The sequence below is a fragment of the Nocardioides sp. genome (genome assembly GCF_025965415.1).
Classification (GTDB): Bacteria; Actinomycetota; Actinomycetes; order Propionibacteriales; family Nocardioidaceae; genus Nocardioides.
In genome coordinates, this window is sequence record NZ_JAOPWY010000006.1 from 19368 (window position 1) to 34795 (window position 15428).

The following is a 15428-nucleotide window of genomic DNA, read 5'->3' on the forward strand; positions in this document are numbered from 1 at the left end:
GCGAGGCGGGTGAGGGTGATCGGCACCACGGCAGTCACTCTGGTCAAAGGTGTAACTCGGAGTTACATTTGGGTCATGTCCTTCATGAGCAGCCTTCGGCCCGGCGGCCGCCACGGGTTGTCGTCCCGGGAGTCACGCGACCCGATCGGCTATGCCGTCGCCGCCGTCAACCGGCTGGCGCAGAGCGACCTCATCGACCGCGTGGGCCTGCGCAAGCAGACCGAGCAGGCCGTCTACTCCACCACCCGCAACGGGTTCCGCGTGGCCACCGCCGCCGGTCGCACGTTCGCGAGGGCGGGCCGGGCGACGTCCGGCGCCCGTCCGGCCCCGGCCTCGTCCAGCGGCGTCTTCGACCTCACGCCGACCGAGGACGAGGAGATGCTCGTCGACGTCGTGCGCGAGCTGGCCGCGGAGCTGCTCCGCCCGGCGGCCGCGGAGGCCAACGAGGCCTGCACGGCGCCGCCAGAGGTCCTCGCCGCCGCCCAGGAGATCGGGCTGCCGGGGCTGGGGGTGCCCGAGGCCCTGGGCGGGATCATGGAGGAGCGCTCCGCGATGGCGGGGACGCTCGTCGCCGAGGCCCTCGCCGAGGGCGACATGGGACTCGCGGTCGCGACGCTCGCGCCGGGTGCCGTGGCCACCGCGATCGGTCTCTGGGGCACCGACGCGCAGCAGCAGACCTACCTCCCTGCCTTCACCGGCAGCGACGTCCCCGTCGCGGCGCTGACCATCGCCGAGCCCGCCGTCCTCTTCGACGCGTTCTCGCTGGCGACCACGGCTCTCCGCGACGGCGACGGCTTCGTCCTCGACGGCGTGAAGTCCGCGGTGGTGCGCGGCGCCGAGGCCGAGCTCTTCGTCGTCGCGGCCCAGCTCGAGGGCACGCCGGCCCTCTTCCTCGTCGAGTCCGGCACCGAGGGGCTCGAGGTCGAGGCCGACCCGTCGATGGGCCTGCGCGCGGCCGGTTTGTCCCGACTGCACCTCACCGGCGTCCGCGTCGGCGCCGACGCGCTGCTCGGCGGCACGGACGGCGAGGCCTACCGCGAGTGCGTGCGGCTCTCGCGCCTCGCGTGGTGCGCGCTGGCCGTCGGCACCGGTCAGGCGGTCCTCGACCACGTCAAGGACTACGTCAACGAGCGGCAGGCCTTCGGCGAGCCCATCAGCCACCGCCAGTCCGTCGCCTTCATGGTGGCCGACATCGCGATCGAGCTGCAGGCCATGCGCCTGGTGACCTGGAAGGCCGCGTCGAGGGCGACCCGCGGCCAGGCCTTCGCCCGCGAGGTCGGGCTGGCCCGCCAGCTCTGCACGGAGAAGGGGATGAGGATCGGCCTCGACGGCGTGCAGCTGCTCGGCGGCCACGGCTTCGTCAAGGAGCACCCGGTCGAACGCTGGTACCGCGACCTGCGGGCCGTCGGAGTCATGGAAGGTGGGGTGATGGTCTGATGATCAACCTCGAGACCCCCAAGAAGCAGGCCGGGCTGATCGACCAGGCCCACCAGCTGGCGATGAACATGCTGCGCCCGATCTCGCGCAAGTACGACCGCGCCGAGCACGAGTACCCCAAGGAGCTCGACATGCTCGCCGCGCTGATCGACGGCGTGTCGGAGACCGGCGCGACGGGCGGCGCCGGTGCGGGCGGCGTACGCCGGGACGAGAAGACGACCGACGCACCGGGCAAGGTGCGCAACGGCGCCAACCTCGCCTCCGTGCTGTCGGTCGCCGAGATGTGCTGGGGCGACACCGCGCTGCTGCTCTCGATGCCCCGCCAGGGCCTGGGCAACTCCGCCATCGCCTCGGTGGCCAACGAGGAGCAGCTCGAGCGCTACAAGGGCACCTGGGCGGCAATGGCGATCACCGAGCCGGGCATCGGCTCGGACTCGGCCAACCTGACCACCGCCGCGGTCAAGGACGGCGACGAGTACGTCATCAACGGCGAGAAGATCTACGTCACCTCCGGGGACCGCGCCGACAGCGTCGTGGTGTGGGCGACCCTCGACAAGGAGCTCGGCAGGGCCGCGATCAAGTCGTTCCTCGTCCGCAAGGACAACCCGGGCCTGAAGGTCGAGCGGCTCGAGCACAAGCTCGGCATCCGCGCTTCCGACACCGCCGCGATCACGTTCACCGACTGCCGCGTCCCGGCCGAGGACCTGCTCGGCTCACCCGAGATCGACACCAAGTCGGGCTTCGCCGGCGCGATGGCGACCTTCGACAACACCCGCCCGCTCGTCGCGGCGATGGCCGTCGGGTGTGCGCGGGCCTCGCTCGACCTCACCCGCGACCTGCTCGAGCAGGCCGGGGTCACCGTCGACTACGACCGTCCCGCGCAGAACCAGAGCGCGGCGGCGGCGAAGTTCCTGCAGCTCGAGGCCGACTGGGAGGGTGCGCAGCTGCTGATGATGCAGGCCGCCTGGATGGCCGACAACCGGAGGCCCAACTCGCTCGAGGCCTCGATGGCCAAGGCGAAGGCCGGGCGCGTGGGGTCCGACGTGACCCTGTCGTGCGTGCAGCTGTGCGGCACCCTCGGCTACAGCGAGGCCGAGCTGCTGGAGAAGTGGGCCCGCGACTCCAAGATCCTCGACATCTTCGAGGGCACGCAGCAGATCCAGCAGTTGATCGTGGCGCGCCGGCTGCTCGGCCTGAACAGCTCGCAGCTGAAGTGAGCCACGAACGACGAAGCCCCTCCCGGAGCATCCGGGAGGGGCTTCGTGCTACTCGTCAGGCGATGTTCTTGAAGGGATCGTGCTCGGCGAGGATCTTGTCGACGCGGGCCTGGTCGAGCCGCGTCACCACGTAGTTGTCGTCCTGGGCGTCGCGGACGCACTTGGCGAGGGTGAAGCTCGAGGTCGTGAGGAACATCGTCCCGAGGCCCAGGAAGGCGCGGATCCACGGGTCGACCGGCAGGTAGAAGATCGCGAAGACCATGGTCAGCAGGGCGACGGCGAAGGAGATGCCGGCCTGCAGGAAGAAGGCGTTGGTGTTCTTGGTGGGCGTCGTGTTCGTCATGGGTCAACCGTCGGGCCTGCGCGGCGTTGCGGGAGCCGTCGACGTACCCGATCGGTGCTGAGTACGACGACCCAACCCGCCCCGGTACGTTCGGGCCATGCCAGATGAGCAGATGGGCGGCCACATGTCGCCCGAGGAGTTCCGTCGCCAGGGCCACGCCGCGATCGACTGGATCGCCGACTACTGGGCCTCCCTCGACGACCTGCCGGTGCGCGCCCAGGTCGCGCCCGGTGACGTACGACGACAGCTTCCCGCCTCGGCGCCGGAGGACGGCGAGCCGTTCGGCGCCGTGCTCGCCGACCTCGACCGCATCGTCGTGCCGGGCCTCACGCACTGGCAGCACCCGCGGTTCTTCGCCTACTTCCCGGCCAACTCCTCCCCGGCCGCGATCCTCGGCGACCTCCTCTCCAGCGGCATCGGCGCCCAAGGGATGATCTGGGCGACCAGCCCGGCCGTGACGGAGGTCGAGCAGGTCGTCATGGACTGGTTCGCCGAGGCGCTGGGCCTGCCCGAGGCGTTCCGCAGCGACGGACCGGGTGGCGGCGTCATCCAGGACACGGCCTCGACCGCGACCTTCACGGCGCTGCTGTCGGCCCTGCACCGGGCGAGCGGGGGAGACGCGCGCCTCCACGGCCTCGGGGGCCGGCAGTGGCGGGTCTACGGATCGACGCAGGCCCACTCGTCGCTGGCGAAGGCGGCGATGATGGCCGGCCTCGGTGAGGACGCGGTGCGCACGATCGACGTCGACCCGACGACCCAGGCGATGGACGTGGACGCGCTGCGCGACGCGATCGTCGAGGACGTGGAGGCGGGCGTGCGGCCGGTGATGGTGCACGTCGCGGCGGGCAGCACCTCGACCGGAGCGATGGACGACATCGCCGCGGTCGCCGAGGTCGTCCGCGAGTGGGGCGTCTGGCTCCACGTCGACGCCGCGTGGGCCGGCGTGGCTGCGGTGTGCCCCGAGCTCCGCGACCACCTGGCAGGCGTCGAGGCCGCCGACTCGTTCGTCACCAACCCCCACAAGTGGCTGCTGACGACCTTTGACTGCAGCACCTTCTGGGTGCGCGACCGGACCGCACTCACCGGCGCCCTCTCGATCCTGCCGGAGTACCTCCGCAACGCCGCCACCGAGTCCGGCGAGGTCGTCGACTACCGCGACTGGCACCCGCAGCTCGGGCGACGCTTCCGGGCGATCAAGCTCTGGGCGGTGATGCGCACCTACGGCCTGTCGGGTCTGCGCGCCCACATCCGCAGCGGCGTCGCGCTCGCCCGGCACGTGGCCGACCTCGTGGCCGCCGACGACCGCTTCGAGATGGTCACCGAGCCCGCGCTCTCCCTCGTGGTGTTCCGGCTCCGGGCGGGTGACGAGCAGACACTCGCCGCGATGGAGGCGGTCAACGCCTCCGGCGAGGCCTACCTGAGCCACACCACCGTCAAGGGTCGCGCCGCCATCCGGCTCGCGGTCGGCAGCTGGCGCACGACCGAGGCCGACGTCGACCGCACCTGGCGGGCGCTCCAGGAGGCGGCGGCTCAGGGCTGACGGTCGTCTCGCGGCGAATGCCGGCGACGGATCGAGCACGAGGCATTCCCCCGTCCTGCACCGTGCGCGACAGTGTGGCGCATGAAGCTCTTCGCCGACACGCCCGTCCGTCGCACCCTCCAGGTGCTCGCCGACCTGCTCTTCGTCGCCTGGCTGGTGCTCTGGGTCTGGATCGGCATGGCCGTCCACGACGCGACGATGGAGCTCGCCGGGCCGGCGCGGCAGACCGACTCCGCGGCGACCTCGATGGCCGAGCAGCTCCGCGACGCCGGCGGCAAGCTGGGCGAGGCGCCGCTCGTGGGCGACGAGCTCTCGGTGCCCTTCGACAAGGCCGCGGACGCCTCCGACGGCATCGCCTCCGCGGGGCGCGACACGGTCACGGCGGTCGAGCGCCTCGCCCTGCTGCTCGGCCTCTCGGTCGCGCTGATCCCGATCCTGGTCGTCGCGGTCATCCACCTGCCCCTGCGATGGCGCTTCATCCGGGAGGCCACCGCGGGGGCGAGGTTCATCGACGCCCAGGAGGATCTCGACCTGTTCGCGCTCCGGGCGCTGGCCAACCAGCCGATGAGGGTGCTCGCCCGGGTCAGCGACGACCCGGCCGGTGCGTGGCGGGCGAGGGACCCCGAGGTCGTACGACGCCTCGCGGCCCTCGAGCTCGCGGACGTCGGTCTTCGGCCGAGGAAGATGCCGGCCGCGTAGAGTCCGGCCACGTGCAGTTCCTTCACGACGCCCCGTCCCACGACCTGACCTACGACGACGTCTTCATGGTGCCGCGCCACTCCGACGTGGCCAGCAGGTACGACGTCGACCTGGCCACCTCCGACGGCACCGGTGCGACCCTGCCGCTGGTCGTGGCCAACATGACGGCCATCGCCGGCAAGCGGATGGCCGAGACCGTCGCTCGGCGCGGTGGCATCACCGTCATCCCGCAGGACATCCCGATCCCGGTCGTCGCCGACGTGGTCGCGTGGGTCAAGCAGCGCCACCAGGTCTTCGACACCCCGATCACCCTCCGCCCCGACCAGACCGTGGCTGAGGCGCTGTCGCTGATCCCCAAGCGGGCGCACCACGCCGCCGTCGTCGTGCAGGACGGCCGCCCCGTCGGCGTCGTCGCCGAGAGCGACTGCGCCGACGTGGACCGCTTCGCCCAGGTCGGCTCCGTGATGAACCCCGCCGTGGTCACCGTCTCCGCCACCACCGACCCGCGCGAGGTCTACGACGCCATCGAGCGGGCGAAGTCCCCGCTGGCCGTCGCGGTGTCCGACACCGGTGAGCTCGTCGGCGTGCTGACCCGGCTCGGCGCCCTGCGCGCCACGCTCTATTCCCCGGCCCTGGACGCTGACGGCGGGCTGCGCATCGCGGCCGCGGTGGGGGTCAACGGCGACGTCGCCGACCGCGCCGCCGAGCTGCTCGCGGCGGGGGTCGACTGCCTCGTCGTCGACACCGCGCACGGCCACCAGGACCGGATGCTCCAGGCACTGCAGGCGGTCCGGGCGTTGTCCCCGACCGTCCCGATCGCGGCGGGCAACGTCGTCTCCGCCGAGGGCACCCGGGCGCTGATCGAAGCCGGCGCCGACATCGTCAAGGTCGGCGTGGGCCCCGGGGCGATGTGCACGACGCGGATGATGACGGGCGTCGGGCGGCCGCAGTTCTCCGCGGTGCTCGAGTGCGCGACCGCCGCCCGCGAGCTGGGCAAGCACGTGTGGGCCGACGGCGGCGTACGCCACCCGCGCGACGTGGCGCTGGCACTGGCCGCGGGCGCCTCCTCGGTGATGATCGGCTCCTGGTTCGCCGGGACCCACGAGTCGCCCGGTGACCTGATGCTCGACGCCGACGGCCGCCCCTTCAAGGTGTCCTTCGGGATGGCCTCGGCGCGCGCGGTGGCCAACCGGACCTCCGGCGAGTCGTCGTACGACCGGGCCCGCAAGGGCCTCTACGAGGAGGGCATCTCGTCCTCGCGGATGTACCTCGACCCGGCCCGCCCCGGCGTCGAGGACCTGGTCGACCAGATCTGCTCCGGAGTCCGGTCCTCGTGCACCTACGCCGGCGCGAGCAACCTGGCCGAGCTCCACGAGCGGGCGCTCGTCGGGGTGCAGTCGGCGGCCGGGTTCCACGAGGGTCGTCCCCTGGAGAAGTCGTGGTGAGGGACCTCGACCACGTCTTCGTGATGACCTACGGCAGGTCGGGCTCGACGCTGCTGATGGGCATCCTCAACTCCATCCCGGGCTGGCTGCTGCGTGGAGAGAACCGCCACGCGATGCGCCACCTCTACGAGTTCCACCGCAGCGGGATGGCGGAGAAGGCGCGTGTCGACGCGGGGCGCGCGAGCCAGCCGACGCACCCGTGGTTCGGCATCGAGGGCTTCCCCGAGGTGGCCTCCCTCCAGCACATCCGCGCGCTGGCCGAGGCGACGCTGCTGCGGCCCGAGCACGACACCCGCGTCACCGGCTACAAGGAGATCCGCTGGTACGACGAGGACCTCCCGGACTACCTCGCGTTCCTCCAGCAGGTCTTCCCCGGCGCGCGCTTCGTGCTCAACACGCGCAACCTCGAGGACGTCGCCGCCAGCAACTTCTGGACGCACAAGGACGACCCGCTCGGCCGTGTGCAGCGCATCGAGGAGCGGATGCTGAGCGCCGCCGAGGGGCTCGGCGACGCGGTGTACCGCGTGCACTACGACGACTACGTCGCCGACCCGGAGGTCCTGCGCGGCCTCTTCGCGTGGCTCGGCGAGGTCTACGACCAGAACAAGGTCCACGACGTGCTGGCCACGCCGCACTCCCGACGCGGCAAGCACCGGGAGGCCGAGGACGCGTGAGGTCCTTCCTGGTCGTGTCGGCGACCACGGCGGAGGCGGCGTACGTGCCGGCCGACCTGCCTCTCGTGATCACCGCTGGTTGAGCAGGTCGCGCAGCATCTCCCTCGCTGGTTGAGCAGGTCGTGCAGCGACCGTGTCGAAACCCCCAGCCCACATCTCCTGCTGGTTGAGCAGGTCGCGCCGCCACCCACCGCTGGTTGACCAGATCGCGCCGCTCCTCATCGCTGGTTGAGCAGGTCGCGCAGCGAGGACCACCGCTGGTTGAGCAGGTCGCGCAGCGACCGTGTCGAAACCCCTCAGCCGGCTCGACCAGATCTTGATCGTTCCTCCATGACTCGCCCCTGGAGGACTGTCGCACGGTTCTCATATAATCGAACAGATGAGCGAGACGCGCGAAGCAGAGCCGAAGGTGGGGGCCGGGGTCGATGACGACCTCGGTCCCGCCGCCCTGCTCGCCCTCGCTCGTGACCGCAAGGCGGCCGAGGACCGTGCCGCGGCTGACGTGCTCGCCCTCGCCGCGCGGTGGGCCGACCTCCACCCGCCGGAGTCGATCCACTCCGCCGCGACCTTCTCGTTCGGTGGTGGTCTCGGTCGCGAGCACGAGGAACCGATCGCCGGCATCGGTTGCCCCGCGGTGGCGGAGTTCTGCGTCGCCGAGCTCGGGTCGGTCCTCGGCATCTCGACGGTGTCGGCGAAGCGGCTCATCGGACACGCCCTCGAGTTGCGGCATCGGTTGCCCCGGCTGTGGGCGCAGGTCCATGCCGGTGCCGTTCCTTCTTGGCGTGCGCGGCTCGTCGCCGAGGCCACCATCCACGCCACCCCGTCCCTCACTCCGGAGGCCGCCGGGTGGGTCGATGCGCAGGTCGCCGCCGTGGCCGCGAAGATCGGACCCGCACAGCTCGACCGCCTCGTCGCCGAGACCCTCAGACGCTTCGAGCTCGCCGCTGCTGATCCGGCCACCGACCCCGAGGACGGCTACCTCGCCGTCGACCCGCGCCACGTCACGGTCACCAAGGACGACGTGCACTACGCCGGCACGTTGCACGTCGAAGCGGACCTGGACCTCGCCGACGCCCTCGACCTCGACCGGGCGCTCGCCCACGGCGCACAGGTCCAGAAGGCCCTCGGGTCCGAGTTGTCCCTCAACGCCCGACGCGCCGTCGCGCTCGGCGACCTGGCCCGCACCCAGACCGCGCTGGAACTGTTCGCCCAGGGGAAGAGTGGAAGCGAGGATCAGGACGGGCTGCCGGCCGCCCGCGAGGTCGTGCTCCACGCCCACTTCGCAGCATCGACCACCGGGGACGTGACGGTGTTCGGGCCCACCGGGCGCCTCGAGGAAGGCCAGCGGCTCGTCCTCCTCGAGCAGCTCCAGTCCTGGTGCGGCGACAGCCGGACCAGGGTCACCATCAAGCCCGTCATCGACCTCAACACAGACCGGTCCACGCCCGCGTACGCGATCCCCCACCGGATCCGCGAACACGTCGTCCTCAGAGACCGCACCTGCGTCTTCCCCTGGTGCTCACGCCCGGCCAGGGGTAGCGACGTCGACCACGTCATCGCGCACGACCACACCGCCGCAGCCGAGGGCCGACCACAGGCCGGCCCCACGAGCACGGACAACCTTGCCGCCCTGTGCCGGTTCCACCATCGACTCAAGACCCACACCGCCTGGCACTACCGGATGCTCGATGCAGGGGTCTTCGTATGGACCAGCCCCCACGGCCACCGTTACCGACGAGACGCCACCGGCACGAGTGCGCTGGACCCACCCGACCCACCACCGCCCCGGATCCCACACCAGCGCCGACCCTGACCCCGCCCCGCACCCCGCCACCAGCAGGTGGCGGGGCTGCAGGCGCGGCTACCCTCGGAGACCCACCATCTCGGAGGTCCTCGTGCACGTGCGCCGCCTGTCCGCCCTCCTGCCCCTCATCGTCTCGACGCTCGTGGCCCTGGGCCCGACGCCGAGCTCGGCCGCCGCGACCGAGGAGCAGTGGAGCCCGCTGCAGGAGTCCGGCGGCAGCACCCTCGCCGTCGCCCTGGACGCCCAGACGACCGCGCTGGTCAGCGTCGGCGGCCCGGACGACGCCACCGTCTACGACCAGCGCCGCACGGCCGCGGGCACGCTGGGGCCAGTCACCGAGGTCATGACCGTCGAGGGGGCCGACCACTGCCGTCCCGTCGAGGCCGTCACCGCCCTGGGCAACTTCGCGGTGGCGGTGGAGTGCCAGACCAGGACGGGGCTCGAGGACCCGCCGACGACGCTCGTCGAGCTGGTGTGGACCGGCGACGACGGGTGGGTGTGGCACGTGGAGCCCGAGGGTGACCTGGCGTCGCTCGACTACTCCCCGCAGGGCCAGTACGTCGCGTTCACCACCAACAGCAGCTACGGGCGGCCGCACCACGTCACCAGCTACCACGCCGACCTCGGCTGGCGCGACCTCACGCGCGGCGAGATCGGGGCGACCGGGGACGACATGGTCGCCGCCATCAACGACGCCGGGGACGTGGTGGCCCTGCGCGGCGCCGGCTCCGAGGACGAGCCCGGCTACTGGTACGGCGGTCGGCTCCGCATCGAGACGTACGACGACACCTCCGGCATGTGGTCGCGGCGGTTCACCCGCAGCTACCCCGACGGCGGCATCGACCCGGCAGGCATCGACCTGGCCGACGGACGCGTCGTGGCGACCCTCGTCCGGTCCCGCTCGACCGGCCGGCTCGACGGGCTCGAGGACAAGGTCGTGCTCCTGTCCGGCAGGCCGCGCAGTCCGCGGCTCTGGTCCTCACCCCGCTGGGACCGCGACGTCCTCACGGCCTCCGCGGCGATCACCCAGGCGGGGGTGGGCGTCGCCGGTTGGCACGTCGTTGCCGACGGCCGCACCGCCGAGTCGTGGTTCGCGACCTGGGCGCCGCGGCGCACGCGGCCGTCCGTGCACGACCTCGGGTGGCGCACCACGCTCACCGCCGCCGCGGAGACCGGTCGCGCCATGGACCTCTCGGTCAGCGCCAACGGCCGGAGCGTCATCGCCTACGTCCGGCACCGGCGCGGTGCCGACCGCGCGGCCGTCGCCGGTGTCTCGTTCCTCGTCGGGCGTCACGGGGGCCTGAGCCGGCAGGTCGACGCGACCTGGCTGCAGGCGGTGAGCACGACCGTCGACGTGACGGCGAGCGCGACCGCGACCAGCATCACGCTCGGCCGGATGACGGGCCTGTTCGTCTCGTCGCCGACGACCCAGTTCAGCGTCCTGCCCTGAGCCGGGACGACGTACCCGCCCACCGCGGCTCAGACGCGCTTGACGTACCTCCGACAGGGCGACACGAACCTCTGCCCGCCCGCGGTGACCTCGTACGGCAGGTCGCCGCCGTCGCTCCACCCGGACTTCTCGTAGAACCGTCGCGCCCGGGCGTTTCCGGCGACGACGGCGAGCCACGCCTCGTCGTGGCCACCGGCTGCCACCTGGCGCTCGGCCTCGGTGAGCAGCTCGGCCGCCAGACCGGTGCCGCGCGCGGCGGGCCCGACGAACACCTGCTCCACCTCGTCGCCCACCACCATCACGAAACCGAGCAGCGCGCCGCCGTCCGAGACGGCCACGCTCGTGTCCGCGACCCGCGCCGGCGTGCGCTCGTGGAAGGCCACGAGGGTCCGTGCTGCCGTCAGTCCGTCGGGCACGTGGCCGGCGTGTCCGGCGTGCCAGCCCTCGTGCCACAGGTCCGCCACGGCAGCCATGTCGGCCGCGGTGGCCGGTCGGATCGACGTCATGGCGCCACCCTAGGATCCATGGCATGAGTGACGACGGGCTCGAGCGGATCTGGACGCCCCACCGGATGGCGTACGTCCGCAGTGCCGTCGACGACGAGGGCTGCCCCTTCTGCGCGATCCCGGGTCACCCCGACGAGGAGTCGCTCGTCGTGGCGCGGGGCGAGACGACGTACGTCGTGCTCAACCTCCACCCCTACAACCCCGGCCACCTCATGGTGCTGCCCTACCGCCACGTCGCCGACCTCACCGACCTCACGCCCGCGGAGGCCGCGGAGCTGATGGCGATGACGCAGCAGGCGCTGCGCACGATCCGCTCGATCAGCAGCCCGCACGCGTTCAACGTCGGGCTCAACCTGGGCCGCTCGGCCGGAGGGTCGCTGGCCGACCACCTCCACCAGCACGTCGTGCCGCGCTGGACCGGCGACGCCAACTTCATCACCGTCGTCGGCGGCGCCAAGATCCTGCCGCAGCTGCTCGCCGACACCCGCGCCCTGCTCGCGGCCGCCTGGCCGGGAGACGGGCCGGGAGAAGAGCCGGGCGTTCAGCCGATCGGGTAGGGGTGCTCCGCCGCCCGGCCCTGGAAGGCGAGGATGGCGGGGTTGCAGATGCGCCCGTCGCGGATCTCGATGGCGCGGCTGAGCGTCTCGTCGGCGTCCCACGCATCGGGCCCGCTGAGCACCGACTCGACGAACGGCAGCAGCGCCTCGCTGTTCTCCCAGGTCGCGGAGTTCCAGAGGTACGACGGGCTGTGGTCGACGGCGTAGTAGTGGACGCGGTCGCCGACGGTGAACATCGGGTCATCGAACGTCGTCGGCACGGCCCACGAGAAGCCCATGCCCTCGTCGCACGACACGTCCACGATCAGGCTGCCCTGGCGGAACGCGCCGACGTCCTCGGCCTGCAGGTAGGTCAGCGGCGCCGCGGTGTCCTGCAGCGTGCAGTTGACGACGATGTCGTTCTCCGCGAGGTAGGCCGCCAGCGGCTCGCGACCGCGGTCGGTGATCACGTGGCTGACGCCGGGGGTGTCCGGGTCGTGGTCGAACTGGCGGATCCGCACCGAGTGGATGGGCGAGCCCACGGCCGCGACCCCGCGCGTCGTCAGCACCGCGACGTCGCCCACGCCGTGCGCCTTGAGGGCCGTGACCGCGCCGCGCGCGGTGGCGCCGAAGCCGATCACGACCGCACTGAGCCGGCGGCCGTAGTCACCGGTGATCCCGACGAGCTCCATCGCATGCAGCACCGAGCAGTAGCCGGCGAGCTCGTTGTTCTTGTGGAACACGTGCAGCCCGACGTGTCCGTCGGAGGTCCAGTGGTTCATCGCCTCGAAGGCGATCAGCGTCAGCTCGCGGTCGATGGCCAGCTGGGTCATCTCGGTGTCCTGCACGCAGTGCGGCCACCCCCACAGCACCTGGCCGGCGTGCATGGCGGCGACGTCCTCGTGCTGCGGCTTGGGCAGCACCACGACGTCGGCGTCGCGCAGGATCTCGGCGCGCGTCGCGAAGCCGGCGACGTACGGCGCCAGGTCGGCGTCGCTCATCCCGAAGCGCTCGGCATAGCCGTCCTCGAGCGTGGTGCGGGCCCCGATCTCGGGCGCCAGCCGCGAGAGGTGCTCGGGGTGGATCGGGAGACGGTGCTCGTTCTCCTTGGCCGAGGTGCCGATGACGCCGAGGCTGAGCAAGCTCATCTCTTCTTGGGCATCAGGGGTTCGGAGATGTCGCTCTTCCCAGCGGCCTTGGCGTGCTTGTCCGCACGCTTCTCCTTGATGGACTTGCCGGACTTCTTGGTCATGCCTTGCCGTGGCGACTTGTCGGCCATCGGGACTCCCTGGTCGGAAGCCTGGATGGCTCCGTGCTGGCCACAGTACGCCCCGGCGCTAGCGTGGGCCACGTGGACGACTCCCGCCTGGCCGCCGACGCCGCCCTCGCCGCCGACCTCGTGCGTGAGGCGGCGCTCCTGGCCGCCCGGATCCGGGTCGAGGGGCTCGACGTGTCGCACAAGACCAGCGGCTCCGACATCGTCACGCAGGCCGACACCGCCGCCGAGCGGCTCATCGTGCAGCAGCTGGCCGCCGAGCGCCCCGACGACGCGATCCTGGGGGAGGAGGGCACGTCGCGCCCCGGCACCTCGGGCCGCACCTGGGTCATCGACCCCGTCGACGGCACCTACAACTTCTCGCGCGGCAGCGACTGGTGGTGCAGCGCGATCGCCCTGCGCGACGAGGACGACGTGCTCCTCGGCGCGGTGCACCACGCCGCGTCGCTGCGCACCTGGGTGGGCGGCCCCGACCTCCCCAGCACCTGCGACGGTGCACCGCTGGCCCCGCTGCCGGAGACGCCGCGCGAGTCGCGGTGCGCGGTCACCTACCTCCACCCGCCGTTCTACGGCGGCGAGGTCGGGGAGGCGTTCACCCGGGCGCTGGGCCAGGTCGGCACGCTGCGGATGCTCGGCTCGGGGACGATGGACGTGATGGCCATCGCCTCGGGCCAATGGGACGTCCTCTTCCAGCACTCCGTCGCCGACTGGGACCGGCTGCCGGGAGCCGCGATCATCCGCGGCGCGGGCGGCGAGTCGGTCGTCGTACGGGCCGGGGGAGTGGACTGGACGGTCACCGGTGCGCCCGCGTCCGTGGCGGACGTCCGGTCCGCCCTGCTCGGACGGTAGCCTGCGCCCGTGCTCGACCGATTCAAGGCCTTCTGGCAGGGCGTCATGCTCGCTCCCTTCGTCAACCTCTTCGTCCGGCTCGGGATCAGTCCCGACGTGGTGACGCTGGTCGGCACCCTCGGCGTGAGCGCCGGTGCACTGGTCTTCTTCCCGCAGGGCCTCGTGTGGCAGGGCGTCCTGGTGATCACCGCCTTCGTCTTCAGCGACCTGATCGACGGGGCGATGGCGCGCAAGACGGGCCGCAAGGACGACTTCGGGGCCTTCCTCGACTCGACGCTCGACCGGGTCGCCGACGGCGCCCTCTTCGGTGGTCTGGCGCTCTACTACGCCTGGCACGTCGAGAGCCGCCTCTACCTCGTCCTGTGCCTCGTCATCCTGCTGATGGGCGCCGTCACGTCGTACGCCCGCGCCAAGGCCGACTACCTCGGCTACGACGCCAAGGTGGGGATCGCAGAGCGTCCGGACCGGCTCGTCGGGATGCTCGTGCCGGCCTTCTTCGCCGACGTGCTCGACCTGCCGTGGCTGCTCGAGATCGCCCTCTGGGTGCTCGCCGTGGCGGCCACCGTGACGGTGGTGCAGCGGATCTGGGTCGTCCGCCGCCAGGCGCTGGCCCGCGTCGCGTCGCAGGGCTGATCCCGGTCCCTGCTCCTGCCCGTCCCGATGCATCCTTCGGGGTGGGGCCGCACTACGATCAAGGCATGGCTGAGCACACCCCCGAGACCCCCATCGAGCACGGCACGAGCCGCGTCAAGCGCGGCATGGCCGAGATGCTCAAGGGCGGCGTCATCATGGACGTCGTCACCGCCGACCAGGCCAAGATCGCCGAGGACGCCGGCGCCGTCGCCGTCATGGCGCTCGAGCGCGTCCCCGCCGACATCCGCGCCCAGGGCGGCGTGTCCCGGATGAGCGACCCCGACATGATCGACAGCATCATCGAGGCCGTCTCGATCCCGGTGATGGCCAAGGCCCGCATCGGCCACTTCGCCGAGGCGCAGGTCCTCCAGTCGCTCGGTGTCGACTACATCGACGAGTCCGAGGTGCTGACCCCGGCCGACTACGCCAACCACATCGACAAGTGGGCGTTCAACGTTCCGTTCGTGTGCGGCGCCACCAACCTCGGCGAGGCGCTGCGCCGCATCACCGAGGGCGCGGCGATGATCCGCTCCAAGGGCGAGGCCGGCACCGGCGACGTCTCGAACGCCGTCACGCACATGCGCACGATCCGCCGCGAGATCCGCCGGCTGGCCGCGCTCGAGGGTGACGAGCTGTACGTGGCCGCCAAGGAGCTGCAGGCGCCGTACGAGCTGGTCAAGGACGTCGCCGAGAACGGCAAGCTCCCCGTGGTGCTGTTCACCGCCGGCGGCATCGCCACCCCGGCCGACGCCGCGATGATGATGCAGCTCGGCGCCGAGGGCGTCTTCGTGGGCTCGGGCATCTTCAAGTCCGGCAACCCCGAGCAGCGGGCCGAGGCGATCGTCAAGGCGACCACGTTCTTCGACGACCCCGACGTCGTCGCGAAGGTCTCCCGCGGGCTCGGCGAGGCCATGGTCGGCATCAACGTCGAGGACATCCCGCAGCCGCATCGGCTCGCCGAGCGCGGCTGGTAGCGACGGCCGCGGTCCCGGTGGGTCGCCGCGGGGGCCGATTCGCCT

At 71.9% G+C, this 15428-nt stretch carries 15 protein-coding genes; 12 read left to right on the forward strand and 3 right to left on the reverse strand.

What is annotated here, in order from left to right; genetic code table 11:
• Positions 1-75 precede the first annotated feature (75 nt).
• Complete coding sequence (locus JWN97_RS00725; protein WP_297616639.1) at positions 76-1437, forward strand: acyl-CoA dehydrogenase family protein; 1362 nt, start codon at positions 76-78, stop codon at positions 1435-1437.
• Positions 1437-2654, forward strand: coding sequence for an acyl-CoA dehydrogenase family protein (locus JWN97_RS00730; protein ID WP_297616642.1), 1218 nt, complete (start codon positions 1437-1439; stop codon positions 2652-2654). The genes JWN97_RS00725 and JWN97_RS00730 overlap by 1 nt, the downstream gene beginning before the upstream one ends.
• 55 nt (positions 2655-2709) lie before the next feature.
• Here the strand turns inward: JWN97_RS00730 and JWN97_RS00735 are convergent, their stop codons facing one another.
• The gene (locus JWN97_RS00735) at positions 2710-2997 is read right to left on the reverse strand and encodes a YiaA/YiaB family inner membrane protein (RefSeq protein WP_297616645.1); all 288 of its coding nucleotides are present in this window, start codon (positions 2995-2997) and stop codon (positions 2710-2712) included.
• 97 nt (positions 2998-3094) lie between these two features.
• Between JWN97_RS00735 and JWN97_RS00740 the strand changes: the two genes are divergently transcribed.
• The 6 genes from JWN97_RS00740 to JWN97_RS00765 all read left to right on the forward strand — a co-directional run bounded on the left by JWN97_RS00740 (position 3095) and on the right by JWN97_RS00765 (position 10609).
• Positions 3095-4537, forward strand: coding sequence for a pyridoxal-dependent decarboxylase (locus tag JWN97_RS00740; RefSeq protein WP_297616647.1), 1443 nt, complete (start codon positions 3095-3097; stop codon positions 4535-4537).
• 81 nt (positions 4538-4618) lie between these two features.
• Positions 4619-5236 carry a hypothetical protein gene (locus JWN97_RS00745; RefSeq protein WP_297616650.1) on the forward strand — a complete coding sequence of 206 codons (618 nt, stop codon included), beginning with the start codon at positions 4619-4621 and terminating at the stop codon, positions 5234-5236.
• 11 nt (positions 5237-5247) lie between these two features.
• Positions 5248-6681, forward strand: a complete 1434-nt coding sequence (locus JWN97_RS00750) for a GuaB1 family IMP dehydrogenase-related protein (RefSeq protein ID WP_297616653.1) — start codon at positions 5248-5250, stop codon at positions 6679-6681.
• The gene (locus JWN97_RS00755; protein ID WP_297616656.1) at positions 6678-7355 is read left to right on the forward strand and encodes a sulfotransferase; all 678 of its coding nucleotides are present in this window, start codon (positions 6678-6680) and stop codon (positions 7353-7355) included. The genes JWN97_RS00750 and JWN97_RS00755 overlap by 4 nt, the downstream gene beginning before the upstream one ends.
• A 379-nt stretch (positions 7356-7734) precedes the next feature.
• Positions 7735-9168: an HNH endonuclease signature motif containing protein gene (locus JWN97_RS00760; protein WP_297616659.1), complete on the forward strand. Its 1434-nt coding sequence runs from the start codon at positions 7735-7737 to the stop codon at positions 9166-9168.
• 82 nt (positions 9169-9250) lie between these two features.
• Positions 9251-10609, forward strand: coding sequence for a hypothetical protein (locus tag JWN97_RS00765; RefSeq protein WP_297616661.1), 1359 nt, complete (start codon positions 9251-9253; stop codon positions 10607-10609).
• Between the two features lie 29 nt (positions 10610-10638).
• On the opposite strand, the gene JWN97_RS00770 is transcribed toward JWN97_RS00765, so the two are convergent.
• Positions 10639-11115 carry a GNAT family N-acetyltransferase gene (locus JWN97_RS00770; protein WP_297616662.1) on the reverse strand — a complete coding sequence of 159 codons (477 nt, stop codon included), beginning with the start codon at positions 11113-11115 and terminating at the stop codon, positions 10639-10641.
• Positions 11116-11138: 23 nt separating this feature from the next.
• Here JWN97_RS00770 and JWN97_RS00775 point away from each other — a divergent pair, with 23 nt between their 5' ends.
• A complete protein-coding gene (locus JWN97_RS00775; RefSeq protein WP_297616663.1) occupies positions 11139-11672 on the forward strand; it encodes an HIT domain-containing protein in 534 nt (177 codons plus the stop codon).
• Here the strand turns inward: JWN97_RS00775 and JWN97_RS00780 are convergent.
• Entirely contained in the window at positions 11657-12799 is a 1143-nt protein-coding gene (locus tag JWN97_RS00780) for a N(5)-(carboxyethyl)ornithine synthase (RefSeq protein ID WP_297616664.1), read from the reverse strand. The genes JWN97_RS00775 and JWN97_RS00780 overlap by 16 nt on opposite strands.
• 203 nt (positions 12800-13002) lie before the next feature.
• Between JWN97_RS00780 and JWN97_RS00785 the strand changes: the two genes are divergently transcribed.
• From JWN97_RS00785 to pdxS, 3 genes are all read left to right on the forward strand, one after another.
• Complete coding sequence (locus JWN97_RS00785; protein ID WP_297616666.1) at positions 13003-13776, forward strand: inositol monophosphatase; 774 nt, start codon at positions 13003-13005, stop codon at positions 13774-13776.
• Between the two features lie 9 nt (positions 13777-13785).
• Entirely contained in the window at positions 13786-14409 is a 624-nt protein-coding gene (gene pgsA / locus JWN97_RS00790) for a phosphatidylinositol phosphate synthase (protein ID WP_297616668.1), read from the forward strand.
• Positions 14410-14474: 65 nt separating this feature from the next.
• Entirely contained in the window at positions 14475-15383 is a 909-nt protein-coding gene (gene pdxS / locus JWN97_RS00795; RefSeq protein ID WP_297616670.1) for a pyridoxal 5'-phosphate synthase lyase subunit PdxS, read from the forward strand.
• Positions 15384-15428: the final 45 nt, after the last annotated feature.